The sequence below is a fragment of the Lancefieldella parvula DNF00906 genome (assembly GCF_000758945.1).
GTDB lineage: Bacteria > Actinomycetota > Coriobacteriia > Coriobacteriales > Atopobiaceae > Lancefieldella > Lancefieldella parvula_C.
The window spans coordinates 89,612-114,397 of the sequence record NZ_JRND01000017.1 but is presented as its reverse complement, the minus strand read 5'-3'; the positions used below and the strand labels follow the sequence as shown (position 1 = coordinate 114,397).

The 24,786-nt window shown below is 44.7% G+C and carries 21 protein-coding genes; 16 read left to right on the top strand and 5 right to left on the bottom strand.

Features of this window, described 5'->3' with window-relative positions; translation table 11 throughout:
- Nucleotides 1-309 precede the first annotated feature (309 nt).
- The 6 genes from HMPREF1647_RS03675 (at nt 310) to HMPREF1647_RS03650 (ending at nt 5,365) form a co-directional block, all read left to right on the top strand.
- Nucleotides 310-504: a hypothetical protein gene (locus HMPREF1647_RS03675; protein WP_035432124.1), complete on the top strand. Its 195-nt coding sequence runs from the start codon at nt 310-312 to the stop codon at nt 502-504.
- Nucleotides 494-1,042 (top strand): hypothetical protein, encoded by a 549-nt coding sequence (locus HMPREF1647_RS03670; RefSeq protein WP_262363802.1) that lies wholly within the window; start codon nt 494-496, stop codon nt 1,040-1,042. Before HMPREF1647_RS03675 ends, HMPREF1647_RS03670 begins: the two co-directional genes overlap by 11 nt.
- Before the next feature lies 1 nt (nt 1,043).
- On the top strand, nt 1,044-1,280 hold the full coding sequence (locus HMPREF1647_RS03665; protein ID WP_035432121.1) for an ABC-three component system middle component 6: 237 nt from the start codon (nt 1,044-1,046) through the stop codon (nt 1,278-1,280).
- Nucleotides 1,270-3,009, top strand: a complete 1,740-nt coding sequence (locus tag HMPREF1647_RS03660) for a DUF2326 domain-containing protein (RefSeq protein ID WP_262363801.1) — start codon at nt 1,270-1,272, stop codon at nt 3,007-3,009. Before HMPREF1647_RS03665 ends, HMPREF1647_RS03660 begins: the two co-directional genes overlap by 11 nt.
- 614 nt (nt 3,010-3,623) lie before the next feature.
- Nucleotides 3,624-4,382, top strand: coding sequence for a hypothetical protein (locus HMPREF1647_RS03655; RefSeq protein ID WP_035432119.1), 759 nt, complete (start codon nt 3,624-3,626; stop codon nt 4,380-4,382).
- 59 nt (nt 4,383-4,441) lie between these two features.
- Nucleotides 4,442-5,365 carry a TDT family transporter gene (locus HMPREF1647_RS03650; protein WP_035432118.1) on the top strand — a complete coding sequence of 308 codons (924 nt, stop codon included), beginning with the start codon at nt 4,442-4,444 and terminating at the stop codon, nt 5,363-5,365.
- Nucleotides 5,366-5,473: 108 nt separating this feature from the next.
- Here HMPREF1647_RS03650 and HMPREF1647_RS03645 read toward each other — a convergent pair whose 3' ends face one another.
- Nucleotides 5,474-5,788, bottom strand: coding sequence for a DUF3784 domain-containing protein (locus HMPREF1647_RS03645; protein WP_035432117.1), 315 nt, complete (start codon nt 5,786-5,788; stop codon nt 5,474-5,476).
- 357 nt (nt 5,789-6,145) lie between these two features.
- Here HMPREF1647_RS03645 and HMPREF1647_RS06920 point away from each other — a divergent pair, with 357 nt between their 5' ends.
- Both HMPREF1647_RS06920 and HMPREF1647_RS03635 read left to right on the top strand, forming a co-directional pair.
- Entirely contained in the window at nt 6,146-8,977 is a 2,832-nt protein-coding gene (locus HMPREF1647_RS06920) for a TIGR02452 family protein (RefSeq protein ID WP_081933311.1), read from the top strand.
- Between the two features lie 8 nt (nt 8,978-8,985).
- Nucleotides 8,986-9,354: a hypothetical protein gene (locus tag HMPREF1647_RS03635; RefSeq protein WP_187468913.1), complete on the top strand. Its 369-nt coding sequence runs from the start codon at nt 8,986-8,988 to the stop codon at nt 9,352-9,354.
- A 135-nt stretch (nt 9,355-9,489) separates the two neighbouring features.
- Here HMPREF1647_RS03635 and HMPREF1647_RS03630 read toward each other — a convergent pair whose 3' ends face one another.
- Together HMPREF1647_RS03630 and HMPREF1647_RS03625 are read right to left on the bottom strand one after the other, a co-directional pair.
- On the bottom strand, nt 9,490-10,257 hold the full coding sequence (locus HMPREF1647_RS03630; RefSeq protein WP_035432115.1) for an alpha/beta fold hydrolase: 768 nt from the start codon (nt 10,255-10,257) through the stop codon (nt 9,490-9,492).
- Between the two features lie 139 nt (nt 10,258-10,396).
- Nucleotides 10,397-11,827, bottom strand: coding sequence for a hypothetical protein (locus HMPREF1647_RS03625; protein WP_035432114.1), 1,431 nt, complete (start codon nt 11,825-11,827; stop codon nt 10,397-10,399).
- Nucleotides 11,828-12,200: 373 nt separating this feature from the next.
- Between HMPREF1647_RS03625 and pepF the strand changes: the two genes are divergently transcribed.
- From pepF to HMPREF1647_RS03605, 4 genes are all read left to right on the top strand, one after another.
- The gene (pepF, locus tag HMPREF1647_RS03620) at nt 12,201-13,994 is read left to right on the top strand and encodes an oligoendopeptidase F (protein ID WP_035432113.1); all 1,794 of its coding nucleotides are present in this window, start codon (nt 12,201-12,203) and stop codon (nt 13,992-13,994) included.
- A 147-nt stretch (nt 13,995-14,141) separates the two neighbouring features.
- Nucleotides 14,142-14,510 (top strand): VOC family protein, encoded by a 369-nt coding sequence (locus HMPREF1647_RS03615; RefSeq protein ID WP_035427021.1) that lies wholly within the window; start codon nt 14,142-14,144, stop codon nt 14,508-14,510.
- Between the two features lie 188 nt (nt 14,511-14,698).
- Nucleotides 14,699-15,082 (top strand): GAF domain-containing protein, encoded by a 384-nt coding sequence (locus HMPREF1647_RS03610; protein WP_316244791.1) that lies wholly within the window; start codon nt 14,699-14,701, stop codon nt 15,080-15,082.
- A 100-nt stretch (nt 15,083-15,182) separates the two neighbouring features.
- Nucleotides 15,183-15,731, top strand: coding sequence for an NADPH-dependent FMN reductase (locus HMPREF1647_RS03605; protein ID WP_035432111.1), 549 nt, complete (start codon nt 15,183-15,185; stop codon nt 15,729-15,731).
- Nucleotides 15,732-16,115: 384 nt separating this feature from the next.
- Here HMPREF1647_RS03605 and pbp4b read toward each other — a convergent pair whose 3' ends face one another.
- A complete protein-coding gene (pbp4b, locus tag HMPREF1647_RS03600) occupies nt 16,116-18,113 on the bottom strand; it encodes a penicillin binding protein PBP4B (RefSeq protein WP_052039117.1) in 1,998 nt (665 codons plus the stop codon).
- Between the two features lie 488 nt (nt 18,114-18,601).
- Between pbp4b and HMPREF1647_RS03595 the strand changes: the two genes are divergently transcribed.
- The 4 genes from HMPREF1647_RS03595 to HMPREF1647_RS03580 all read left to right on the top strand — a co-directional run bounded on the left by HMPREF1647_RS03595 (nt 18,602) and on the right by HMPREF1647_RS03580 (nt 23,444).
- The gene (locus HMPREF1647_RS03595) at nt 18,602-19,516 is read left to right on the top strand and encodes a MurR/RpiR family transcriptional regulator (protein WP_035427014.1); all 915 of its coding nucleotides are present in this window, start codon (nt 18,602-18,604) and stop codon (nt 19,514-19,516) included.
- Between the two features lie 35 nt (nt 19,517-19,551).
- The gene (gene murQ, locus HMPREF1647_RS03590) at nt 19,552-20,442 is read left to right on the top strand and encodes an N-acetylmuramic acid 6-phosphate etherase (protein ID WP_035432109.1); all 891 of its coding nucleotides are present in this window, start codon (nt 19,552-19,554) and stop codon (nt 20,440-20,442) included.
- Nucleotides 20,443-20,698: 256 nt separating this feature from the next.
- Complete coding sequence (locus HMPREF1647_RS03585; protein WP_035432106.1) at nt 20,699-22,186, top strand: PTS transporter subunit EIIC; 1,488 nt, start codon at nt 20,699-20,701, stop codon at nt 22,184-22,186.
- Between the two features lie 202 nt (nt 22,187-22,388).
- A complete protein-coding gene (locus HMPREF1647_RS03580; protein ID WP_035432103.1) occupies nt 22,389-23,444 on the top strand; it encodes a MupG family TIM beta-alpha barrel fold protein in 1,056 nt (351 codons plus the stop codon).
- Nucleotides 23,445-24,076: 632 nt separating this feature from the next.
- Here HMPREF1647_RS03580 and HMPREF1647_RS03575 read toward each other — a convergent pair.
- Nucleotides 24,077-24,784 (bottom strand): NAD(P)H-dependent oxidoreductase, encoded by a 708-nt coding sequence (locus tag HMPREF1647_RS03575; RefSeq protein WP_035432101.1) that lies wholly within the window; start codon nt 24,782-24,784, stop codon nt 24,077-24,079.
- Between the last annotated feature and the right edge of the window lie 2 nt (nt 24,785-24,786).

The following is a 24,786-nucleotide window of genomic DNA, read 5'->3' as shown; positions in this document are numbered from 1 at the left end:
ATATAAGTGATATTGATATTTTCTATTATTTTGTATTGCAAGAATTTAAAAGCGTAGTGGATTAAAATAGAAAGATACAAGGAAGATTTTGTTGAATAGCTTATAAAACAGAGTGACGTCAAGATATCAAAAGATACCTTTGTCCTTACTTTTTAATTTATGTTGCTAGTAAGTGGATTATTAATAACCGCGATGAAATGAATTTTATTGAGTTTAACGTAGACTTCCAATCTATTAAAATGTCTGCTGTCGTTATAATGAATTAGTTGACAGACGAATAATTATAAACCGTTATTTTAAGGAGGACACATGGAGACAGTGAATACTCTGTTAGGTATTGTGGTCTCTTTACTATCAATATTTGCAACCATTCAATCATATAAAAACAAAAAAGAAATTAAGCGCTTATACAATCTCTACGAAGGCAACACTCAAAAAGCATATGGTAATGGCAATAACCAAATAATAGGCTCGGATAATCGGGTGGTCGACCATGGCGAATGATAAGCAAACTGCCGTAGGAAGTCATAATATCCAAGCTGACGGCAACAATAATAATATTATTGTTGACAGTTTGATTGTGTCGGGACAACGTCCTTTGACGCATAGTCTGATATACGATTTGCTTGGTATCGTATATCCTAATTCAAAAAGTACTAACTATTCTCTGCAGGATCCTGTCCCAATGAAGGATAAACTGCGTTTTAACAATGCTATGAAATACATCTATATCATTGATAATCACTCGAATGATTATGCTCAGGTCGATTTTGTGATGAAAGATTATCCAGATAGCGAGAATATTATTAAGCACCTCAGAGACATGTTTTTAGACGTCGCTGAGTTTGATAAAGATGGTTATCCATGTGTAAGTAATGGGGATAATCAACTGGACAGTATTAAAGAAAATTTGAAAGAGACAATTGTTTTTGATTCTCATTTCGATAATGAAAAATACACAGATGAGCAGATAGAGCAGTTCTGTATTGCCCTTATTGCATGTGGTATATCTAAGTGTAAAATTCTAGAAAAGCCAGCTTGATATGTTATTACTTGATCGAAACAATGAACCGGCAAACACGGTTTATTATTTAGCAGCCTTGGTTTTTAGTTATGTCGAAAAGCATGAAGGAACAGATGCTTCGAGTTTATATCAAAGCATCTGTTCTGAAATTATCGGCAGGAAAGTCAATTATGATTTCTTTTTGATGTCTCTCGATTTCTTATTTCTGATGGGACGCATTAAGGTTGATGAGAAAGGAGGCTTGCATGTTTATTAAGTCTTTACGTATTTGCAATACCGCAACTGGTGTGATTATGCGTGAGGTTTTCTTTCATCGAGGAGCTAATTTCGTTGTAGATACAGAAGGATCAGAAAAACACAATAAGGTAGGAAAAACAACTTTTCTTAAACTCATCGATGTTTTAATGGGAGCTAGCGAAAAAAAATATGTCTATGTGGATCAGGAGACCAATAATGAGGTCAGTGAGCTTCGTGACATCATTGTTGAGAAGCGGATTGCAGTTGAAATGACGCTTGTTTGGAATCTAAATGAGCCACAGGGTAGGAGCGTCGACCTTAAAGTAGAGCTTTTCCCGAGAGGCCATTACTTCATCGATGACGAACAAGTCTCTCCAGACAAATATCGCCAACGTTTGAATGAGCTTCTATTCGGAATTAAAAACAACATCCCCACGTTTAGACAATTAATTCACTCATTTGTAAGAGTTTCAGTAGCAGGAGATAGTAATGTTTTCTTGCATAATTTGATTCGTACTACTAGTAATGCGACGTATCGAAGTGTATATAACTTCCTGTTCAATATTTCTGATCCAGCGCTAGATAATGAGCTAAGCAAACTTAATAGTGAGCTTAATCGGATACAGGAGGCTATACGACGCTATAAGCAGGTGAATCGAGCAAATGATCTTGATCAGCAACGTCAAGTGTTGCTCGCATTGGAAACTAATTACTGTAAGACAAAATCAAAGATAGACGACATTTTAAATGTCGATGATTATAAAAATAATCGAGACATCATTATGGCTGCTCGTACAAAATATACGAAACTTACTGATGAGCTTAACGAGCTTGATTACCAGATTGAGCGAAATGACGAAGCTTTAAAATCAGCGCGATCCGAGAAGGAGAGAACAGTCAATCTTGAGTTATCTCAGAGATTTTTTGAGGAGGTATGTTCCATGCTTCCCGAAATCAATAAAACGTTTGAGGAAATGGTTAAATTCAATAATAAGTTATGTGACAACAAAATTTTATATTTTGCAGAGAATGATGAAAGGCTGCGACATAAGAAAGAGGAGCTTATTCAAAAGCGTGAAAAGCTTCTCAATGAGAACAGTCAATATCTATCTTTAGTGACAAAAGACAGGATTGGGGAATATGAACAGCTTTCAAGCACATTGATGCAGCAGGGGCAAGAGATAGGAAGGCATGAGGAAATCATTGATACGCTGGAACGCTTTGAAAAAAGGCTCCAGGATATTCAAAAGGATATAGACAATTATTCTACAGGAGGATTAGCGCGTAAGGGAGAGAGCGAAGATTATCAATCGATGATGAACTCCTTTAACAGTTTCTTTACTCCTCTCGCTCAAAAGATTAATGGTGAGAATCCAATCTTGGTATATTCACCTGACACAAAGAAGTTCCCTGTGTCGATTGCTGAGATATCAGGATCGAGCACAGGTACTAGAAAATCTCTAATTGCGGCTTTTGATCTTGCCTATCAACAGTTCGTAATTGCTAATAATCTTCATACTCCTCGATTTATTGTGCACGACGTAGTTGAAACTGTCGAAGGGGAAAATCTTAGCGCTATCGTGAAAGCTGCAAACAGTATTGACGCGCAATACATAGTTGCAACACTAAAAGAAAAACTTGATTCTTCTGAGATATCGGACGACATACAACATGAGTTGCAAATTCTGCAGCTTGCCGACAATGACAGGCTGTTCGAAGGTAAATCGGTTGAAGCAGCGGAGAAGTAAGCTATTTCTGAGTTTCAGTATCTTGGCCACAGCATTTTTCTCAGGCTTAGAAGCTCGGGGAGCTTTCTTTAAAACCTACCTCTTTTTGTTGATACAGTTACTGTAGCGTTAATAAAAGGGTTTTTTTTGGAGCATATCATCAGAAGCTCATAATGCCGTAGCGAATAATGTTGACCTCGACGAAGCAGAAGCTAACGGAATGTGCTCGAAGCGTTTCTGGTCACATTATTCTGGGTTATGACGTGTACTTTTCATCCGGGGGAGATATCTAAGAATACAATCTTCCTCTACTCATGGCGATGAAATTAATACTGCTCAAATTATATGTTTAGCCCCCTTTAGGACCTCGACGTTCTTCTGCTTTATGAATGAGGAGATTGACTTTTGTATCCTCTGAAATTCTCTCTTATGATTGTTTATCCTCGTTTGTTGCCTCCGCTACTAGAAGAATTTCAAAACTACTATCTGCGAGTTTTTGTTTTCCGTTTGGATAAACACTCTTTGAGAGCTGATTATAAATCGTTTACCTAAAAATATATAAAAATTAGTAACTGTTGGTAAAGGCGCAGTAAGATTGTGGAGCATTATTAAAATTCAGGTCTAGGAGGGTCTTTATGGGATGTTCTGTAACACAACGTGTTGATCAAATAAAACAGCCCAGAGGAGGATATCTCAAGTCTAAAGATTTTGATGAAATAATTCTTGGACCTGGCATTGAAGAGTTGAATAAAGAAGAAAATATTGAACCCAATCTTGTGGGTACTGCTGTGGAATATCTTACGCATTTCATGACAGGAGCTTCTCCTGACAATGCTTTTTATATTTCGATAATAGGTGCTCGTCTAATTGGTAAAGAAACAGAAGCAGAGGCACTTCTTAAAAAAGTTAAAGGATTAGATGATAATTCCATTGTTAGTGCATTGAAATTAACAGGATTTGATTCTTGTTTTAGAGGAGGATTCTCTACTTATAAGCCTATAGAGCAAATAGAACCTGACAACGCCACAATTGAAAATGTAAGAACAATGGTAAATAGATCTCTTCATTTTTTTGATGTTTATGGGCCAAAGGTTTTGGATGGATTTACATTTAGGGGTGGCTATACCGAAACTGTTAATTCAGGTGACGGTGATTTTACAACGAAAGATACTATTTGGGATTTTAAGGTACTGAAGGGCAAAATAAAGTCAAAGCATACACTTCAACTGCTTATGTATTGGAGAATGGGTTTAAATTCAATACATCTAGAATTTAATGATCTTAAGTACCTGGGATTTTATAATCCGAGGTTAAATAAGGTTTATCGTATTGAAGTTGATAAAATACCAGAAGAAATAATTAATGAGGTTGATCACGTAGTTATAGGTTATTAGTAGGTTCATTAAGATATTCAAGTTAGGAAAGAGATTCCTAAACAGATAGAAGAGTCCTTATGAACTATGTCCAAAAAGTTCCTGTTGCTATTTGTGGTGTTGCATTAGGTTTTGCGGCACTTGGAAATCTTTTTAAGACTTCTTTCGAGGGTCTTTATCTTGCCTGTGGCATACTCTCTATTGCTCTTTTAGCTCTCTACACCCTCAAATTTATGGTGTCGACAAAAGCTGTATTACGAGAGCTCTCGGATCCAATTGGGCTTTCAGTTGCCGCAACATATCCTATGGCAGTTATGCTGATTTCGGTGTATTTGAAGGCCGATATTGGTGACGCAGCACAGTTATTTTGGTTTACAGGAATTGCGTTGCACATACTGTGCATAGCTCTCTTTACTTCTCGCTATATTGCAAAATTTGATTGGGAGAATGTGCACGCTAGCTGGTTCATTGTGTATGTAGGCATTGTTGTTGCTAGTGTTACAGCGCCGGCGTTTACCTTTGAGACAAGTGTTGGTACGGTTGCATTTTGGTTTGGATTTATCTGCTTTGTGGTGCTTTTTATAGTAGTAAGCATTCGGTACGTTAAATATGGGCCTGTGCCTGATTCTGCTGAGTCGCTCGCCTGTATTTATGCAGCTCCAACAAGTCTTTGTATTGCGGGATATATTCAATCTATTTCGTCAAAGTCTGTACCGTTTCTTTTGGTTATGCTAGCAATCGCTTCACTTATTTATGTGGTTTCTTTTGCGTGGTGCATCAGGTGTCTTACTAAACCGTTCTTTCCCAGCCATGCCGCGTTTACTTTTCCTTTTGTAATTTGTGTCGTTGCGCGCACGCAGACGTCGGCATACCTGGCCGAACTCGGCCAACCTCTTCAATGGCTCGATGGAATAGCTACTGTTGAAACAGTGCTTGCAGCAGGGCTTTGTATTGTTGTGCTTGTACGATTACTTGCGTACGTGCGTGATCAGACTTTGCCTTGAGAGAGACGAAAGAGACGAGTAGTTTGAGGTGATGTTTTGTATTTGTTTTGACGAGAGTCATTGCCTAAAGGTGATAAGAATTTCAAGTACTTTATCGTCAGATTTTTATTATTTTTCGCATTTTGTGTTTGCAATATAAACCATTACTACCGCATCAATCGCAATAATACTGCCCGCAATGATTGCTGTTGTGTTTGGTATATTTGGACCAAGTAGTGCCATGAAAAAGAGTACTAACGCACTTATAAGCGTGCCAATACCCACTACAAAACAGAGCTTTTTCTCGTCTATTGCTTTCTTTTCATCTTCAGTCATTGTGTTAAATCCAGCAATTGAAATAGCACCATGACCAGATAGAAGTACAATAGACCAAATGCCAAGAATTGCGGTTAAAGACCACGATATAACTGAATATAACATCATATTCACTCCAATCAGGAACGAACTGCTTGTTAATTGAATTATACGACTTCGAATTTAATTGGGTAATTGAATAATGCCAGATTATTCATGTGCGCTGCTTTTGCCAGCAGTGATAAAGACTTTTACTGTCCATTGCAGCACCCACTTGAATTATATTTAAGACTTACTCTTCCTTTTGTATACAAGTTTTAAATTTTGGATGGTATTTGAGAAAAAAGGAGATTCTGAAGAAAGTTAATACTTATCGAATATGCTACCAATGATATAAAAGTCGAACTAACTATTTATCATTAAAACTCAACAGTAGATAATATTAAATTAAAGTTTACGCTCTTTAAAGAATTGAAGGGTAATTTGATGGATAACATAGAATTCTTCGAGCAAACTATCGAGACTGTAGAGAAAAGAGAATATCCATTTCTCTATAAACCTGAAGATCAGAATACTGCCGTTTATTATTCTGAGAAAAATGTAAGAAAACTTCGCTCCAAATCTAATAAAAAAGTACCTATTTCTTTGGGAAAACGAACTGTTTTTACTGTAAGTAATACCGACTCTTTTGATGCTGCAAAATTATTAAGTGAAAAGCAATCAAAGAATACATCTGTTCTTAAAAATATCTTGGTACTTAATTTTGCAAATCCATACACCCCAGGTGGTGGTGTATTAAATGGCGCTAATGCTCAAGAAGAAGACCTATGCAGAAGATCCACTCTTTATAAATCGTTAACATCTGAAGAAGCGTCTAAGTTTTATGAAGAGAATAAAAAGGGTAAAGAAAATATTTTTACTGATGCAGCTATTCTTAGCCCACATGTTGAAGTATTTAGAAATCCTAATGGAAGTTATTTGGATAAGCCACTAGAAGTAGCGGTTTTAACTATGGCTGCTCCTTATGCCCCTGGACTAGCGGGAGTAAAAAAAGAAGAAATATATGATGTATTCAAAACCAGAATCATGGGCATGCTTGATATTGCTATTAATGAGGGGTATGAAAATCTAGTTCTTGGTGCATGGGGATGCGGAGCATTTGGAAATGATGCTCAGTTAGTTTCCAGAGCATTTTTTGAAGTTTTTAAAGAGATTCGAGTACCATCAGCCGATGGATTATTTAAGGACCTAGAATGCGATTCTCTCTTTAGATATGTTTGTTTTGCTGTTTTAGATAAATCATATGATCAGTTCAATTATTTTTCTTTTAAGGATAGATTTGAACCGTTTAATACAAATCAAAATAGCGATAAATCATTAGAAGATAATGAGGATGTTATCTCTAGAGCCAATGAGGAAGAAGCCATAGATTCACTTCACAGAATGCGAATTAAATGCTTTGAGAAATTTGCTCCAGTTGTATCAGGCAAACACGTTGAGTATTATTCCGCTCGAACTGTTCCAGAGCACTTACTCAGGAAAGCAATTTCATTGTATGCGATTGGATATGACCAGGATGGATTTGTAGGACTTATTGACGACTCCATTTTAAGTGATGGATCTTCTGGTGCTTTATTTACTCGCTCAAAAATGTATTTGTCTGACTTTCCTCGTCCTCCCAAAAAAATCTGGTACGACGAAGTGTCCTCTATTGATTCAAGTGACAATACGAAGCTTTCGTTGACAATGAAAGATGAAACAAGGATTACTTTTTCAAGCATTGGGTTCAACGAAGTTGGTTTAGCAGAACTTCTTAACGAGATGATCTGTCTTCGAAATGCTTATGTTGCATTTGATGCGAAAATTCCAAATTTAAAACAAAAGAGTAATGACGTCATTTATTCAGGTATTGTTTGGGGAAACAGGAAAACTGTCAATAGAGTTGCGGATGAAGAAGTTTTCCACGCAGCTCGGGGACATGGTTTTGCAGCTGAACAAGCAAATAATCAATATGACAACTGGCACGGCAAAAAAGGAAAAGTTATTGGAGGTGACAACGCAAAAAATGGAGCAGACAGGCTTGTCTATGAAAAAGATGGAACCCAGGTATATATTCAAAGTAAGTATTACAAGACTGGAAGCGAATGTATTAGCGCATGTTTTGAAAATAATAAATTTAGGTATTTTGATGCACAGGGCAACCCTATGGTCATTGAAGTTCCTTCTGATAAGTATGAAGAAGCGATTATCGCAATGCGCAAAAAGATTCTTAAGAATGAAGTTCCAGGTGTGAAAGATCCTGATTCTGCAACAGAGATTGTAAAAGCCGGAAATTATACGTATAAACAGGCTGTAAACATTGCAAAAGCTGGAAACATAGAATCGCTCAAATATGATGCAAAAAATGGAGTAGTTGTTGCACAAACTACCTTCGGAGTAACTGCGATAATTACTTTTGCATTATCGCTTTGGTCAGGAGAAAGTTTGTCTATGGCTTTAAAGCGTGCAACGATAGATGGGCTAAAATTAGGCGGAATGACATTTATCGTATCTGTTGCTGCGAGCCAACTATCGAAGGCTGGCTTGAATTCACTTATGGTTGGTAGTACTGAAGCTATTGCAAGGAAATTGGGATCTAAGGTCTCTGCAATAATTGCGAATGCATGTAGGCCTGGAAGGCAAATAGCTGGAGCAGCGGCCCAAAAAAGTGCTGCAAAAATTCTTAGAGGAAATGCTATTACCTCCACTTTAACTTTTACAGCAATTTTTACATTTAATGCAGTAGATATGTTTAGGAGACGTATTTCAGCTCAGCAGCTTTTTAAAAATTTAATATCTACTGGTGCAGGTCTGGCTGGTGGATTTGGCGGGATGGTGGCTGGTGCGACTGCTGGTACTATGATTGTTCCGGGAATTGGTACCACAGTAGGTTCATTTATTGGGGCTGTAGCAGCTTCATGTGCTGTTGAGCAAGCGGCAATTGCTGTAGCAAATCATTTTGTTGAAGATGATGCTATTCAAATGACCGCAATATTGGAGAAACAATTTAATAAATTAGTTATAGAGCATTTACTTAATAAGGATGAAACTGAGAAACTTTTAGATGACATTTCAGTAAGACTTGACGGGAACACACTTAAAGAAATGTTTTCTAAAGAAGATCGTGAGAGATTTGCCGATGAGTTTATTGCACCAACTGTTATAAAAATTGAATCCAATAGAGAAAAGATAGCTTTACCTGAAGCTGGTGACATAATTACTGAAACAGAATTAATACTCACGGAAGTCATGGAAAACGAGAAAGAAGGGCAAGAATGAAAAGCGATGTGGATAAGCTAAATCTTGTCATTGAAGAATATAGCGTACCGCTTGGAATAAAAATTGACGACATGGATAGTAAAGCTGCCGCTGAAATTGTGTTTCCAAAGAATATTAATGCGTTGAATGCAATTAGGGATGTATTTAGTGAGACTGGAATTATTTTAAAAGAAGATTTGGACAAGAGTATTTATATAGCTGCAATCAAAGCAGGTATATTTGATGCAAATGAAGCAATAGTTATTGCACTTATAGATCAGCATAAGTGTTCGATAGCAGCGTATGCAAAAGAAGGTTTAATAAAACAGTCAACATCAAAAAGAGCAATTGAAAAAATCAAAAAGGCCTCTTGTAGATATACAAATCTAGAGATTTAGGATGTCTGATGTAAGTTGTGCAATATTGAATTAGCACAGCTGTTTATAAGTACTTTTATACAGAAACAATATTGATAATTTTAATGTTTTCAAGAGAACATTCAGATTGGAAGCATCCGTTATGAGTTTTGCTCTCTAAACCACAAGCTCTCTGAGCATCTGACCATACGCTGCTGAGTTGCTTGTCATGCGCTCGCAGTGATCATAGCCTTGCCAGATGGTAAGCGTGGCATCGGGATAAACCTTAGGCAGAACCTGCCTTGCGCGTTTCAAGTCAAAGTCCTTCTCGCCATACGTGAAGATGCAACAGCGTTGTATGTCGGGGTTAAGAGCGGGGAGGTCAACGTTACTGCAGTCGTGAATGATGTTCTGGATGCTTTGGTCGCTCATTGCAATAAAGTGCTCTGACATAGGTTTAGCTGCAACTTTTCCGTAAAGTTGTTCCATCTTTTGTACGGATAGCTCGGGGTCTGCAATGGCTTTGCGGTGCTTGGTAAGAAATACTTTCTTAAGCACAAACTCCATCGTGGAGGCAAGGAGCCCGCCTGTCCAGAAACTTGTTCCCTCAAAGAAGAGATGGTCAAAGACTAAATCGGGGAACTTGAGGAGCTCAGACAGAACAACGCCGCCTAGAGAGGCACCAAAACCCAGGGAGAGATGGGTTATGTCGTGCTTCAGCATCCAGTCATGAATCTGCGCAGCTTCTTGGGACGCTGAGACATATTCCGTTGCGTCTTCTTCTCCGTGGGCAGCAAGATCTGGAACCAGATAGCGCAGGTCATCACCCATGTTATTCACAAGAACTGTTTTCATTCCCTCTGCAGACGAGAGCATGGGATGAATTAGCAACACGGTAGGTGTGCTTTGAGTACAAGTCTTGGGCTCAATGAGGTGCATCTTCATGGCAGTTCTCCCTCTGTTGTTCACCTGCGATTATATCCCTGCTGGGCACACGGATTTGCTGTTTGTTCACCAAAGCTGACATTTTCCGCGAACGGTAGAGATGGAGCTGCGAGGGATGACCGAGAGGGAGGCTTGAGATTTATTTCTGCTCCGGCATCAAATCAAGAAATGCATCAGGTGCATTGCTGGTTGAATTCCAAATCTTTGGAAAACCCCATGCTGTCAGAAGTCTCATAACTGATGGAAAGTTCTCTGGGTATGCATTATGTCCAGCATTCGATAGAAAGCCATGCTCTAAAACCGCCTCAAATTCCCACGTAAATGGAGGTCTACCATTAGTAGGAATAGACTCATAGGTATTCTCCCAGTTAAGAATTCCGGCATCTAAAAATCCACCTAATAATTCACATGATGGTTTGTAGTTTGATCTACATTCTTCGTAGGACACATCATCTGGCCAATATCCATACCAATCAAGGAGACCAATAGACTGTTCTGGTTTCTCGCCAATTCTATAGAATCCATACCATCCTGCACCACAACAATCATCTCTGCGACTGTGTCGTTCAATTCTCAAACGAATTTTCTGGTTTAGTGTATCGCCAGCATGTATCAAGAATGACAGTTGCGAACTATTAAGTAGCAGTGTTCTTTGTTTTTCTTCTTCAGGAGTCGTATTAAGCCATGGAAGTAGTGACAAGATGGTCTCATTCTCTGCTTCAGATTGCCCCCAGCCCTTAAAGTTCATGCCATGGTTGCTGCGTGTATACATGCGCTTAATTACATATGGTGAGAAAACCTTTTGACATCTAAAGTTATGAATCAACTCTCTACTCATTACAATTCTAATGAGCCCTCGTGAACCTCTATGTTTGCCTAGTACAGCGATTTTTTCGTATCCATCGCCCCATTGAACTGGAAGACAATAAACCTTTGTTCCAGGAGAAAAATGTCGCGTCCCATGAACAACGGTATGGTCTTCTCCAAAAGGATGTTCGTCAATTACGTTACCAACCAGACACCAAATCCATTCTGGGAGTTTATTTGTTTCTACAAAATCCCAGTAATCTCCTTCTGTGCTCGGAGAAGTTTTCTTTTTTCTACGGCCAAAGTCATAGTCTGGTCTGAACATTTTCTTGATATGATCCAATTTGAATAGACATCTATCAAGAAGTGAACTTTCCGCTGCAGTATAGAGAAGTCCAACTCCTTTAGGATCTTCGGTAACGCACTTGGTGATGATTGCATGGATGCATTCTTTGTTTAAAACAAGCTCGTTAATACTAGAAAGTAATTCAGCATTGTCTGTAATATCTATGCCATAACTATCAAGAATTTTTTGATAGTTATAAGCATTCTCTTGTTCGCGTATTTCGGACTTAAATAAACACGCAAATTCTTCAAGCACTCCAGGAATTTGATAATGGGGTATGTCAAACGGTATATCAAATAAGCTTACGTTGTTGTCGTTGTAATCGCAGAAATCGTGCAGTTCAACAAAATGCCCAGACCAGGAATTAGTTGTTGCAAGGAACCAGCCAGCTAAATCTGTTAAGTTCTGTACATACATAGACGTCTCCCAAACAGTGAACTCACTTGAGTCAAAACAACAATTACTTAATGCGGTTTACTATCTGCGCATATCAAGTCCAAGCTGTGACTCAACTTTCAGCAAGTTTAATAGGAGACGAACTTTTAACTGTCCAGTGTATTACCCACTTAACTTGCCGCATGAGTGCCATACTCCTGCAAAGTTACGTACAGATGTACATAGCCTGTCCTCGCTATATAAAATCTTGCTGATATGAGACACTAAGTAGCGTTAAATAGTCGTGCTGTATACTCAGGATTATGTGAAGTTTGAACGCTCACATTTTGTGGACGTAACTTCTCCACTGATGACAACAGGACAGCATACTGACCCGGTCAAGAAAGGAAGGCTCATGGCATACGAGTCTCGCGAAGAAATTGACAGCAAATATAAGTGGGACCTGTCCTCAATGTTCCCCAGCGATGAGGCATTTGAGGCTGGACTCGAGGAGCTTAAGGCTTACTGTCCAAAGCTGCTTGCGTTCAAGGGCAAGATCTCTACCTCCGCTCAGGCTCTTCTGGAGTTCCTGCAGCTTGAGGACCAGATGACTCTTCTGCTCTACAAGATTATCAACTACGCAGAGCGCAAGAGCGACGAAGATACTCGCGTGGCCAAGTATCAGGCATACGTTGCAAACGCTACCAGCGCATATACGCAGGTTGGCGAGGCAACTTCTTGGTTTGCCGCAGAGCTTCTTGCCATTCCAGCAGAATCTGTCGAGAAGTTCTATGCAGAGGTTCCAGCTCTTGAGTTTTATCGTCGTAAGCTCAACAAGATCTTGAACCAGCGTGAGCACACCCTTTCTGCTGAGGAAGAAGCGCTGCTGGCACGTGCTGAAGAGCTTGCTGTTCAGCCAACCAATATCTTCTCTATGTTTGATGACGCGGACCTTACCTTCGATGACGCAGTTGACTCTGAGGGCAAGACTCATAAGCTAACCAGCGGTTCATTTGTTCCTCTGCTGATGGATGCTGACCGCGTCCTGCGCGAGTCTGCATTCAAACAGCTCTACAGCCGCTTTGGCGAGTTCCGCAACACTTCCGCTGCAATTCTGACCAGCCAGGTTAAGAACCTGCAGTTCTTCTCGTCATCTAGAAAGTATGCAAGCTCCCTTGAGGCTGCTCTTGCAGAGAACGAGATTCCTGTTGAGGTCTACAACAACCTGATTGACGCCGTTCACCAGAACTTCCCAGCGTTCTACAAGTACGTTGACCTGCGCAAGCGCGTTATGGGCTTGGATGAGCTGCACTTCTGGGACGTCTACACTCCTCTTGTTGACGATGTTGACATGAAGTTTACCTACGAGGAGGCTTGCGACCTTATTATTAAGGCTCTGGCACCTATGGGCGAGGAGTACGTCAGCCTGGTCAAAAAGGGCCTGGAGAGCCGTTGGGTTGACGTGTACGAAACCCCAGGTAAGCGCTCCGGTGCTTATTCCGCAGGTGGTAAGGGTATGAACCCCGTTATGCTCCTCAACTTCCAGGGCGGTCTTGACGACGTCTACACCCTTATTCACGAGATGGGCCACTCCCTGCACACGTATTTCTCGTCCCACAACCAGGAGATTACCTACTCTGACTACTCCATTTTTGTTGCAGAGGTTGCATCTACCTGCAACGAGGCGCTGCTCTCACACTACCTGCTTGAGCACGAGACCAATCCTGCCCGTCATGCGTACATCCTCAACCACTTCCTCGAGGGCTTCCGTGGCACCATCTATCGCCAGTGCATGTTTGCCGAGTTTGAGCGTGATATCAGCCAGATGAACGCTGACGGTGTGGCTCTGAACGCCGAGGTTCTCTCTGAGCGCTACGGCAAGCTTTGCGCAGAGTACTTTGGACCTGGCATTGAGCTGGACGAAGAGATTAAGCTAGAGTGGTCGCGCATCCCTCACTTCTACTACAACTTCTATGTCTACCAGTACTGCATTGGTTTCTCGGCAGCTATTGCCCTGTCCCAGCGCATCCTTTCCGAGGGCGAGCCTGCGGTCAAGGACTACATTGGCTACCTCTCCGGCGGCTGCTCCAAGACCCCAATTGAGCTGCTTCGCGGCGCTGGCGTTGATATGGCCACTCCAGACCCCGTTAACGCTGCGCTCAAGTACTTTGGCGAGCTTGTCGACCAGCTTGAGCAGGAGCTCAACTAGCGGGGAGTCGGCGCACGCAGTCGGGCGCACGGCCGGGCGGCCGCGGACCAAGCGCGATTTCCGCTGGCAGTCCATCTACCAGCACGTAGTTCACATGGCGAGAAACCCCGTCTAGCTGCGGGGTTTCTCGATATCAAAGGAGGATTTATGCAGGCACGTTTTGTTCACCGCTGCACTCATGTTTTGGATAACGAGAAAACCGTCGAGTTCTACAAGAAGGCTTTGGGATTTCGCGTTGACCGTGTTAAGGGACCAGAGGACGGTTCTTGGACCAACACGTTTTTGGTAAACGACTGGTCTCCTTTTGAGCTGGAGCTCACGTGGAACCGCGGTTGGGTAGACCCTTACGATAACGGCGGAAAAGACACTCACATTGCGTTCCGCGTTGACGATTTTGATGCGTTCCACGCACTTCACGAGGAGATGGGCTGCATTGTTAAAGAGAACCCAAAGATGGGTCTCTACTTCATCGCAGATCCTGATGGATGCTGGATTGAGATTCTGCCAGAGAAGTAAACATGACTGATTACGGTTTACTTGCAAAACAGATTGTCTCGCTTGCCGAGGTTGATGCTCATTGGCTGCCGGTGTTGTCCAACGCTGCCGCCCTTCTGTGGGACGCTCTCGACGACATCAACTGGGTGGGGTTCTACCTGGTAGATTCTGTGACAGTGACGCGTGCGGAGCCGGACGCGGGTTCGGGCGTGGAACCGGGCGCGGGTTCGGACTTGGAACCGGGCGCGGCCCCAAGCGCCCACGAGCCGCGCACTCCCGAGCTGCGCTTGGGGTCGTTTCAGGGCAAAGTTGCCTGTGTGCGCATTCCGTTTGGTCGGGGAGTGTGCGGTACGGCTGCGGAAACAAAGACAAGTCAGCTGGTAGAGGACGTGCATCAGTTCCCGGGACATATTGCATGCGACTCTGCATCAAACTCTGAGGTGGTCGTTCCTATCGTCAAGGATAACCAGGTAGTTGGCGTGCTGGACATTGATAGTCCGAGCGTGGCTCGATTCACCCAGGAAGACCTCACCGGTCTTGAGCAGGTGGTAAAAGCGCTTGAGAGCTGTGTGAATTTCTCGGACTTCTGTTAAATACGACTACAGAGCTAACGTTTGGGTACACAAATCATGTACGGGCAGATTTGCTCGTGCATGATTTTTATTTACACAGCATTCGCGGAGAGGTCTGCTTATGAAGAAAATTGTATTTATCATCGGTTCTGGCCGAAAGAATTCGTTCAATAAGACGCTGAGTCAGGTTGCAGCAAAGGCACTCGAAGGCAAGGCGGAGATTGAGGTCGTTGACGTTCTGAACGTTCCTCTGCTTAACCAGGACGAAGAATTCCCAGCTCCTGAAGGTGTCCAAAAAGTCAGGGACGCGGTTATGGCTGCCGATGGCGTATGGCTCTTTACTCCGGAGTACAACTACAGCATTCCCGGCACCGTTAAGAACATCTTGGACTGGCTGAGCCGTCCGCTCACTTCCGATTACGAGAAGAAGTCCGAGACCGCCATTGCTGGCAAGGTTGTCACTGCAAGTGGCGTTGGCGGCCGAAACAAGACTGCAGGATCGCTCGCCGTGGTAAAGCAGCAGTTCCTGGCCCTGCGCACTAAGCCAGTTGAGCCGTTCAATGGCTTCTCGCTTCCTGTTACCGCTTGGACTGAGGGAACTTGGGAGCCAGAACCCGAGGTTTACGAGGCAATTGCCCAGCAAGCAGATGATTTTCTCGCCGCACTGTAAGTTGCGTGCCCGGCGAACGCACCTGCAAGCTCGTGACCGCAAAGCGTGCCTGATTTCTGCAAAGAATCTGTAAATTCTGCCTGAAAACGTTAAAGAAACTGTGGATTTGCCTGATTTTGACAAAGAATCGGTGGCTCAAATACAGATTCTTTGCACTTTTCAGGCTCGCGGCGCGCCCGCCTGCCGTGTAGCTGGCGAGAAACCCGCGCACTCGAAATCCCAGCATGCGCGCACGTGCGCACAAAAAGAGCCCGGATGCCGCGCAATAGCATCCGGGCTTTGGTGTGTCTAGACGGAGGAGAGGGCCGTTGCTAGACAAGATGTGTATCGTACCTTGTTCGTGTACTGCGTTTATTCCCGCTTCGCAGCTTGTTTACACGAGCTTTACTTACCAACAAACTCCGAGATGGTCTTGTACAGATCGCTTGCCTGGAAGTCCTTGATAACCTTGGAGTCTTTCCTCTGGTCGCAGACCTCAAGCAATGCCTTCAGGGAAGCCTTATCGGGGTCAGTCTGATAATCTGCCTCGGCCTGAATGAGCTTGTACTTGGCAATAACCATGTCCATGAGCTTGGCGTTGTTGCCCTCGGCGTTTGCGTCGTCGAGGCCATCAAATGCCAGCGTAGAAACAACTCCGTAGCCACCGGTCAGGAAGTGGTTTCCCACAAAGTCGTTAGGATTGACCTTGTTGTCAATGACAGGCGAGTTCTTGGTATTGGTGAGCAGCACCAAGCTGGTGTTGTTGTAGACGTCGATGACAGTAAGTGTGCCGGTCCAGCCGGTGTGGCCAACGGTTGCAGCGTTTGCAATTGGCGAGAAGGCCCACTGGTAGCCAATGTGACCCTTACGCCTCCAGCCCAAACCGTAGGTGACGCTGGTGTCCTTTGGCTTGATAAACTGATCGTGAACGTCCTCGCTGAAGAGCATGGTGTTTCCGTAGCCACCACGGTTCATAACGGTCTGGACAAGAACAGCCAGGTCGGAAGCGTTGGCAAACAGACCAGCGTGACCAGAGATACCACCCATGGCATAGTAGGCCTTCTCGTCATGGACCGTACCCTGAATGGTGTCGGTACGCATGTTGTCAAAGGTAATGAGACCGTCGCGGGTGTTGCCGTTAAGCTCGGTAGCTGCGATTCCGTCAGCCTTGAAGCCGTTGTCCAGTGGGTTGAACGTGACGTTCTTGAGTCCCAGTGGCTCATAAAGAGCTTCCTTAACGTACTGGTCAAGGCGCTTATTGGTGATCTTCTCAATGATAAAACCAAGGAGCATGTAGTCTACGTCGGAATAGGCAGTCTTGGTACCTGGGACGTACTGCAGAGGAGTCTCGATAATCTTCTGCAGAATCTCGTCGCGATTCTGAGAGTACAGCTTCTGGTTTGCGTTTGGCTGTGGATCGTCAGGCTTCTCTGGGTTGTAGTTGCGGTTGTGGTACTGAGGATCTGGTGGGAATCCAGCCTGGTGCTCAAGAATCTCACGAACGGTAAGCTCGTTCTTGCCCAGGATCTTATCGCCCTCCTGGTCCTTGAAGTCTGGAATGTACTCCTGAACCTTCTTGGAAACGTCCAGCTGACCGTCGGTAACCAGTTTCTCAATTGCTAGGTTAGTGGCATACATCTTTGTGTTAGAAGCCAGGTCATAGAGGGTGTTGTCGTCAACAGCCTTGCCATCTTTGATGCGAGAGCCGTCCTTGTTGTAAGAATTGACGTTACCGTAGTTGGTCTTTTTGATAATCTTGCCGTACCTGGTAACAACCAGCTGAGCAGAGGTGAAGCCGTTGGCAATCTCTGCGTTGATGATCTGGTCAATCAGCTTAAAGTTGTCGTTGTCAGCGTAATCCTTGGTGCCGTCAATAAGGGTTGGGTAGCCAATCTTGACCTCAAAGGTTGCCTGAGTCTCTTTAACGGTGCTGACCTGCAGGCGGTTATCGCCGTTGACGGTTACGTCAGAGATGTCAATCTGGTTCCAGGAAGAGCCGTCAAGCTTGTCGGTTGGAACCTGGTGACCGTTTACAAAGAGCGCAAAGCTCTGAGGCTCGGAGCTCTTTACATAGACGGTGCCCTGACCAGCAAAGCAAACAAAGCTGTTGAGCTGGTTGGTAACAAGAGAGTCGTCAAATGCCTCGTTGTCGTTTAGAACAGGGAAGACCTTCTCGTACTGGAAGGTTCCGTCTACGGAGTCAACTTTCTTTGCGGTTCCCTTAGCAGCAGTTGCGCCACCCTTTGTCTGGCAGGCGGTAAGGCCAAGACCTGCTAGAGCGGCTAGACCAAGAGCACTTCTGCTCAGAAATTGCCTTCTGGTCTGCCCAGCAGGGGAGCCTGCGTTAGATGAGTGCTCAGAGTGAGCGTTTTGATTCTGGTGCAAATCTTCGTTGGTGCGCATATCGTCTCCTTCGGTTTTGCCTTAGGTGAAACACCTGCTATCTCAATTGGCTGAGATAATTTGCGCTTATGATGACGTGCGTTTCATCAAAATTGCAGCTAGTTTGTCCAAGATGAAATAATGGGTACGTTAACGTACTGCGAGTGGTATCAAAAAAGCTGTCAATGGTATCTAAATTTGAATTTTTTAGGCAAAGATGAAATATTTTAATCAGGTTTTACGTGGTCAAATGTCTACTCGATAGTAAAAGTTTTTATGAAGTGATAGTAACGTACCCAAATCAAGGCTCAGTTTTTTGCGACAATTGTCCCCGCATTATACTGGGAAAACATGAGCAGTCGCGCATGCAACGCGCATTGAGCGCGCTTACACTTGCGCATGCAATACTACCGTTTACGGCACTGCCTACTTTACAGATGAAATTTTTATGGCATCGTGAAACAATATAGTCAAACGTTTTAGTCAACTGGACGGCCGGAGGTGATTGCGTGAGAGGTGTTCGTCTACGTCTGGAAGAGTATCGCAAGAATGCTAGTTCAGCTGAACGCGATATAGTCGACTATATTCTGTCGGATCCAGAAGCGGCAGTTGGTCAATCAATCCATAAACTAGCAGCTCAAACGTATACATCTGCATCAACGGTTGTCAGGCTTTGCAAGAAGCTTGGCTGCGGTGGCTATAAAGAGTTCCAGCAGGCGCTTATTTACGAGCTGGCAGTAAGTAACAAAAGCAACGATATTGCTGTCGGCGGCGTTATCGCAGGTGACACCACTGATGTGATCATCGAAAAAGTTACTGCAAAGAACATTTCTTCGCTGGAGCTTACCAGGCAATTGCTTGACGCTCAGGTTGTTGACTCAGTTGTTTCACTCATGATGCAAGCTCATTCCATCTGCCTCTTTGGCATGGGAGCTTCGCTTCTGGTTGCAAGAGACCTGCAGCTCAAACTCATGCGCCTCAACATTAACTGCAACTTGAGCGACGATTACCACTCTCAGATGCTCTACGCCAAAAACATGGGGCGAGAAGATCTTGCTATTGTGGTCAGCTACTCAGGCCTTACGCGAGAAGCCATTGAGTGTGCCTGGATTGCAAAGGCAAACGGCGCCAAGGTGGTTGCCATTACCCGCGGTGGCATTGATTCAGAGCTCATTCACCGCTCCGACTACGTTTTGGGCGTTGCAGAGACTGAGCACATTATGAGAAGCGGCGCCATGTCTTCAAGAATTGCCCAGCTCAACGTTGTAGATGCGCTCTTTGCAGCCTATGTAAATAGAAATTACGAGAAGAGCGTTAAGCGTTTCTCGACAAACTATATTGGCAAGTTGGATTCAGCTGAACGTGTCAACACGCTTTCTTCTGACCAAGATTTGCCTGGTACAGCCAACGACGTTATTGCGTAATATTGCGTAAAAATCACAACACAGAAGGTGAAAACGTGATTGATTTAACAAAACTTGTCACCGAGACAAGAAACCCCAACACCATGGACCTGGATCAGATGACCCCGCTTGAGCTGGTCAGCGTTATGAACCAGGAAGACCTCAACGTGGTAGCTGGCGTCAAAGAGGTTCTTCCGCAGGTAGCACAGGCAGTTGAGTGGGCAGTTTCCTCGCTAGAAGCTGGCGGCAGAATTGTCTACTTTGGCGCTGGAACCTCAGGCCGTCTGGGCGTTTTGGACGCGGTTGAGTGCCCACCTACCTTTGGCGTTTCTCCTGACGTGGTTGTTGGTCTTATCGCCGGTGGCGAGAAGGCCTTTGTACGTGCAGTTGAAGGCGCAGAAGATTCTCTTGAGCTTTGCGAAGAAGAGTTCAAGAAGATTGGTCTGAACAAGAACGATATTGCTATTGGAATTGCAGCTAGTGGCCGCACACCTTACGTTATTGGCGGCCTGCGCTATGCTCGTTCTTTGGGCTGCAAGACTGTTGCTATTGCCTGCAATAAGGGTTCTGAAGTGGGTAAAGAGGCAGAGCTTGCCATTGAGCCTTCTTGTGGACCTGAGGTGCTCACAGGCTCTACACGTCTTAAGTCCGGTACTGCTCAGAAGATGATTCTGAACATGATTTCAACCGGTTCTATGGTTGGCGTGGGTAAGGCATATCAGAATCTTATGGTTGACGTGCAGCAGACCAATAAGAAACTGGTAGTTCGCGCGCAGAACATTACCATGGCAGCAACTGGTTGCACTCGCGAAGAGGCAGCTCAGGCTCTTGAGCAGGCTGACGGTAATGCAAAACTTGCGATTGTCATGCTGCTGACTCAGATGCCTGTTGACGAGGCTAAAGCTAAACTCGAGGCAGCCCATGGTCATGTCAGAGGTGCACTGTAGTAACCGCAGTTGTAACAAATGACACACACGTGAGCATTTTGTTTCAACTGCATCGGTCAGTGGTATCAGCATGACGCGTAAGCGTACGGTAAGTTTTGAAAAACGATCAATTTACCTGCAGTAACGAGGCGTTCAAATTAGGTCAAAACATGAAACAATGAACCACAGGTATGGATTCTTGTACCGATAAGTTCATTTTTTATGTATTCTTGATAAGTATTTGTTGCAACATCGCAACGAGAGAAAGAAGGAAAGTATGGATTACACCAAGCTTTCAGAACAGATTCTTGCTGCCGTCGGTGGCAAAGAAAATGTTCAGAGCAACATGGTCTGCATGACCAGGCTCCGCATTAAGACCGCAGATCCTTCAAAGGTTGACTCCGAGGCCATCAAGGCTATCGACGGTGTCATGGGTCTGGTCGAGGATGCAGAGTACCTTGAGGTTGTTCTTGGTCCTGGCGTTGTCAACAAGGTTATTGTTGAGTTCTCCAAGCTTACCGGCGTTGCTGCTGGTGACGCATCTGAGGACGACGTTGTATCCGCAGCTAAGGACAACAAGGCAGCTCAGAAGGCTAAGTACGAGAACAAGCCTGTTCAGCGCTTCCTCAAGAAGATTGCTAACATCTTTGTTCCACTGCTTCCTGGCATCATTTCCGCAGGTCTCATCAACGGTATCATCAACGTTATCAACTTTTCCACTGGTAAGGCTTTTGCTAACGAGTGGTGGTTCGCAGCTATCTGGACTATGGGCTGGGCACTTTTCGCTTACCTGCCAGTTCTTGCTGGCGAGAACGCTGCCAAGGAGTTTGGCGGTTCTCGCGTTCTTGGTGCTATGGCTGGCGCACTCTCCATTGCTAACGCTGGTATGCCTCTTCTTGCTTCCAAGACTGTTGACGGCGTTGCAACTCGTTTGGTTCACCTTCCATTCAGCCTTCCAACTGTTGCTTTCAAGGAGGGCGCATTTATCGTCGCTTCCTCTGACCTGTTCAACGCAGCAGCAGGCGGCATGATTGGTGCAATCATCTGCGCAATTTTCTTCGCATTCCTGGAGAAGAACCTGCACAAGGTTATGCCAAGCGTTCTCGACACCTTCCTGACTCCACTTTGCACCGTCATCATCGGTGTCATTGGTTCTGTCCTGATTCTTCAGCCTGCAGGCGCATGGCTCACTCAGGCAATCTTCTTTGTCCTTCAGTTCTTCTATGACAAGCTTGGCGTCTTTGGTGCTTACCTGCTTGGTTCTACCTTCCTGCCACTGGTTTCCGTTGGTCTTCACCAGGCACTTACCCCAATCCACGTTATGCTTAACAACCCAGAGGGCCCAACTCAGGGCATCAACTACCTGCTTCCTCTGCTGATGATGGCAGGCGGCGGCCAGGTTGGTGCTGGTCTTGCAATCCTCTTCAAGACCAAGAACAAGCGCGTCAAGAAGTACCTGACCGAGTCCATCCCAGTTGGTATGCTCGGCATTGGCGAGCCTCTTATGTACGCAGTTACTCTGCCTCTTGGTAAGCCATTCATCACCGCATGCCTTGGCTCCGGTATTGGCTCCGTAGTTGCTTACCTCTTCCACCTTGGTACCGTTTCCCAGGGCGTCTCCGGCCTCTTTGGTCTGCTGATTGTCCAGCCTGGTAACCAGGTCTTCTACCTGCTTGCAATGCTTCTTGCTTACGCTGCAGGCTTTGCACTTACTTGGTTCTTCGGCGTTGACGAGGATCGTATTAACGACGTCTTCGGCGAGTAAAAACCGCACGTTTTAGAAACGTTTATCCCTCTTCTTAGGTATCCTAGGAAGAGGGATTTTTCTTCTCGCCCGGCACCCGACTGGCACTCGACTGGCACCTGACTGGCTGACCGACCGGCTGCCCGTTGGTCTTCTCGCCCGGCGCCCGACTGGCGAGAAAACCCGTCTTTTAGAAAGCGTTTTGCAATTGCTTGGAGGATTTATGCGCACCGGAATTTCACTGTATTTTGCCAGTGGATATGAGGCTAATGCTGAGTTTGTGGCAAAAGCACAGGCAGCCGGATGCCACTACGCCTTTACGTCTTTACAGATTCCCGAGGAAGAGGGGATTGATTATCGCACTGAGGCTCGCCGACTTTTAGAGCTGTGCAAAAAGGCTGAGATCAACCTCATTGCCGATGTTTCTCCTGCTACTCTTTCCAAACTTGGCGTTCAAAAGTTTGACGAGCTTGCAGAACTTGGCATTACGTATGTGCGTCTTGACTTTGGGTTTGATGCGACGGAGACCGTAGAGCTCTCTCGCAAGTTCCACGTGGTCTTTAACGCTTCGACCATTACCAAGGACGACATTTCCGCATGGCAAGCGGCTGGTGCCGACTTCACTCGTTTTGCTGCCTGCCACAATTACTATCCCAAGAGTTACACGGGCCTTTCGCTGGAGCGCGTCGCACAGATTAACGCACGCCTTTCGGCGCTTGGATTCCAGATTTTCTCGTTTGTTCCTGGCGAGATTTTCCGCGGCCCTCTCTACGAGGGACTGCCAACTGTCGAGGAACATCGTGGGCTTTCTGGTGATGCGCTTATTCAGGCAATGCTTTCGCTTTACGACGCTGACTCTGACGTGGTCCTTATTGGCGACCCAGATGTTACCGAGGCTACGTGGAAGCGCATTGGTCAGCTTGAGCGGAATTGTATCGAGTTAAAAGCCGAGTTAAAACCTGATTTTGAGTATCTATATGATCGCTTGCAGACCGATCGACCTGATTCCAGCTCGTACATTATCCGTTCACAGGAGTCCAGACTCTGGAAAGACGCTCCAGTGTATGACGCGAAGCCTTCTACCTGGGAAACTGTTGCTACTGGCACCATTTTGGTGAGCAGTAAAGCATATGGTCGCTATGAAGGGGAGCTTTCGATTGCTCGAGGCCTTTTGGAGCTTGATGCTCGCGATAACGTCGCAGGAAACATCTGCGAGGAAGATCGAGCATTCTTGCCGTACATCCACTCCGGCCGTGGCTTTAGGTTTATCCGCAGGTAGCCAGCGGTTTTCTTGCTGGCTGATCACGCGAGCGCACCATACGCGTCGTAGTTACGCGGCGTGTTTGGTGCGCCGGATCGCGCGAGGCGTACTGAGCGAGCGAGGCTTACAGGGCGCTCAAAATGTACGAATGTACCTCGCGTGCATAAAGACCGCTTAATATGCACAAAAACTAATCAAGAAATTGATATGTCATTCAGAGGGTGCTGTTTTGGGTAAAAAACCCGTTTAGTTGGGGATAATTTTTTAGTTTTGTCATTTTGGCATTTGCGTTTGAGCAGTTCAGAAATAATGTGAATGTGTACGAAAAATTCGTCCAATAAAAAGCGCTGGTAAATCGCTTGCATAGAAATTAGCCAATCCTGTATTTTCCAACTAAACGCATTTTTTACCACTTCGCACCGAAATAAACTATTTTTGAATCAGAATAAGCTACTTCGCGCCACAAAAGACCAGTTGGCGACAAAATGGTGTGCGATCAAGCTGTGTGTGACCGAGTTTCGCATGAGCAATAAGCTCTTACAAAGCAAAGACTTTCTCTCTCAGCAAAGAATTGCCTGCTAAACAAACTGCCTCCTATTTCCTTGGTGTTGGGAAATAGGAGGCAGCTCAAAAGTTAGTGTAACAACGCTTTACAGTTTGACGATAACATCCTCGGCTGGCTGGCGACGCTTCTGGACAGGATCCATATCACGATAGCCCAGGCTAAGCATGCAGGAAACGCCAAAGTCGTTGTACTGGCCGCCGTCAAGAAGACCCTCTTCTTCCAAGATCTTATCGACAGCTTCGCGGTTAAAGCCCTCGATTGGGCAGCTATCGACACCAATCATAGCGGCCATGGTAAGCATGTTTGAAAGCGCAATGTAGGTCTGCTTGCAAGCCCAGTCAAAGGTGGCGCGTTCGTTACCTACCAGGTCAAACATGTTCTCCTGGAAGTTCTTGAAAGCAGCGGCATAAGTTGGTTCAAAGTCTGCAGGAAGCTGCTTGATGTCGTGCATCATGTGCTTGACGTAAGCAGACTCTGCATTGACGTTCTTGCGAGCAAGAAGAATAACCAGGTAGTGAGCGCCGTTAAGGGATGCGCGAGCACCATAGCATGGTTCGTAAAGTTTCTCTTTAAGGCGAAGTGACTGCTCAGAAGCCTGATCCTCTCGCAGATTAACAACCAGGAAGCGCCAAGGCTCCAAACCGTAGGAACTTGGTGCCAGACGACCAGCCTCAAGGATCACCTCAAGGTCCTCGTCAGAGACGTTTTTGGTTGGGTCGAACTTCTTGGTTGCAAGTCTCCACTGGTAGGACGAAAGAACTTTGTTTGCAACGTGCTGTGCGGAACAGGCCATGT

Coding starts and splice junctions, on each gene's coding strand:
- HMPREF1647_RS03675 (WP_035432124.1), top strand. CDS start 310: ATGGAGACAGTGAATACTCTGTTAGGTATTGTGGTCTCTTTACTATCA.
- HMPREF1647_RS03670 (WP_262363802.1), top strand. CDS start 494: ATGGCGAATGATAAGCAAACTGCCGTAGGAAGTCATAATATCCAAGCT.
- HMPREF1647_RS03665 (WP_035432121.1), top strand. CDS start 1,044: ATGTTATTACTTGATCGAAACAATGAACCGGCAAACACGGTTTATTAT.
- HMPREF1647_RS03660 (WP_262363801.1), top strand. CDS start 1,270: ATGTTTATTAAGTCTTTACGTATTTGCAATACCGCAACTGGTGTGATT.
- HMPREF1647_RS03655 (WP_035432119.1), top strand. CDS start 3,624: ATGGGATGTTCTGTAACACAACGTGTTGATCAAATAAAACAGCCCAGA.
- HMPREF1647_RS03650 (WP_035432118.1), top strand. CDS start 4,442: ATGAACTATGTCCAAAAAGTTCCTGTTGCTATTTGTGGTGTTGCATTA.
- HMPREF1647_RS03645 (WP_035432117.1), bottom strand. CDS start 5,788: ATGATGTTATATTCAGTTATATCGTGGTCTTTAACCGCAATTCTTGGC.
- HMPREF1647_RS06920 (WP_081933311.1), top strand. CDS start 6,146: ATGGATAACATAGAATTCTTCGAGCAAACTATCGAGACTGTAGAGAAA.
- HMPREF1647_RS03630 (WP_035432115.1), bottom strand. CDS start 10,257: ATGAAGATGCACCTCATTGAGCCCAAGACTTGTACTCAAAGCACACCT.
- HMPREF1647_RS03625 (WP_035432114.1), bottom strand. CDS start 11,827: ATGTATGTACAGAACTTAACAGATTTAGCTGGCTGGTTCCTTGCAACA.
- pepF (WP_035432113.1), top strand. CDS start 12,201: ATGGCATACGAGTCTCGCGAAGAAATTGACAGCAAATATAAGTGGGAC.
- HMPREF1647_RS03615 (WP_035427021.1), top strand. CDS start 14,142: ATGCAGGCACGTTTTGTTCACCGCTGCACTCATGTTTTGGATAACGAG.
- HMPREF1647_RS03605 (WP_035432111.1), top strand. CDS start 15,183: ATGAAGAAAATTGTATTTATCATCGGTTCTGGCCGAAAGAATTCGTTC.
- pbp4b (WP_052039117.1), bottom strand. CDS start 18,113: ATGCGCACCAACGAAGATTTGCACCAGAATCAAAACGCTCACTCTGAG.
- HMPREF1647_RS03585 (WP_035432106.1), top strand. CDS start 20,699: ATGGATTACACCAAGCTTTCAGAACAGATTCTTGCTGCCGTCGGTGGC.
- HMPREF1647_RS03580 (WP_035432103.1), top strand. CDS start 22,389: ATGCGCACCGGAATTTCACTGTATTTTGCCAGTGGATATGAGGCTAAT.
- HMPREF1647_RS03575 (WP_035432101.1), bottom strand. CDS start 24,784: ATGGCCTGTTCCGCACAGCACGTTGCAAACAAAGTTCTTTCGTCCTAC.